1 protein-coding gene is annotated in these 1,525 nt (G+C 62.0%); it reads left to right on the forward strand.

The window, feature by feature from the left end; translation table 11 throughout:
- Positions 1-1,419: NADH-quinone oxidoreductase subunit NuoN (nuoN, locus tag F8N85_RS34125; protein WP_150807685.1), on the forward strand; the 1,419-nt coding region annotated here is incomplete at its 5' end.
- Positions 1,420-1,525: the final 106 nt, after the last annotated feature.

The raw sequence follows: 1,525 nt of genomic DNA on the forward strand, positions 1-1,525 counted from the left end.
ATCACCAGCGCCACGATCATCGTGGTGATGCTGGCCATCGCCTGGCGTCGCAACCACTCACAGACCTTTCTGCTGTCGGTAGCCGGTCTCAACCTGGCCCTGCTATCGATCCTCCCTGCCTTGAAAGTCGCGCCTCTGGTCGTGACTCCACTGCTGCAGATCGATAGCTTCGCCTGCCTCTACATGGCGCTGATCCTGGTCGCCACGCTGGCGTGTGTAACCCTCGCCCACGCCTACCTCGGCGATGGCGGTTCGGGTTACCCGGGCAACCGCGAAGAGCTGTACCTGCTGATCCTGATGGCTGCGGCCGGTGGCCTGGTACTGGTCAGCGCGCAGCACCTGGCCGGCTTGTTCGTCGGTCTGGAACTGCTTTCGGTACCGGTCTACGGCCTGGTGGCCTATGCCTTCTTCAACAAGCGTTCGCTGGAAGCCGGCATCAAGTACATGGTGCTGTCGGCCGCCGGCTCGGCGTTCCTGTTGTTCGGCATGGCGCTGCTTTACGCAGAAGCCGGCAGCATGAGCTTCAGCGGCATCGGCCAGGCACTGGCCGCTACCGGTCTGCCTAACCCGATCGCGCAACTGGGCCTGGCCATGATGCTGATCGGCCTGGCGTTCAAGCTGTCGCTGGTACCCTTCCACCTCTGGACCCCGGACGTCTACGAAGGTGCTCCGGCACCCGTGGCGGCGTTCCTGGCGACGGCGGCGAAAGTCGCAGTGTTCGCGGTGATGGTGCGGCTGTTCCAAATCTCGCCAGTGGCCAACAGCGGTGTCCTGAGCAACGTACTGACCATTATCGCCATCGCGTCGATCCTGTTCGGTAACCTGCTGGCGCTGACCCAGAGCAACCTCAAGCGTCTGCTGGGTTACTCGTCCATCGCGCACTTCGGTTACCTGCTGATCGCCCTGGTGGCGAGCAAGGGTCTGGCGATGGAAGCCATCGGCGTGTACCTGGTCACCTACGTGATCACCAGCCTCGGCGCGTTCGGCGTGATCACCCTGATGTCTTCGCCGTACAACGGCCGTGACGCCGACGCGCTGTACGAGTACCGCGGCCTGTTCTGGCGTCGTCCGTACCTGACCGCGGTACTGACCGTGATGATGCTGTCGCTGGCCGGTATCCCGCTGACTGCCGGCTTCATTGGCAAGTTCTACATCATCGCCACCGGTGTCGAATCCCACGAATGGTGGCTGGTCGGCTCCCTGGTATTGGGTAGCGCCATAGGCGTCTTCTACTACCTGCGAGTGATGGTCACCCTGTTCCTGATCGAACCGAACCTGCGTCGCCACGATGCTCAACTGCACTGGGAGCAACGTACCGGCGGCGTGATGCTGCTGGCCATCGCGGCTCTGGCGTTCTTCCTCGGTGTGTACCCACAGCCGCTGCTGGCGTTGGTGCAACAGTCGGGATTGGCGGGTTGATCGGTTAGTTATACGCAGTAGAAAAACAGCACGGCACCTTCGGGTGCCGTTTTTGCGTTTGGGGGGACGGAGGTTTTTCAAGATCAAAAGATCGCAGCCTGCGGCA

It is taken from the genome of Pseudomonas fluorescens, from assembly GCF_902497875.1.
Lineage (GTDB): Bacteria > Pseudomonadota > Gammaproteobacteria > Pseudomonadales > Pseudomonadaceae > Aquipseudomonas > Aquipseudomonas fluorescens_BR.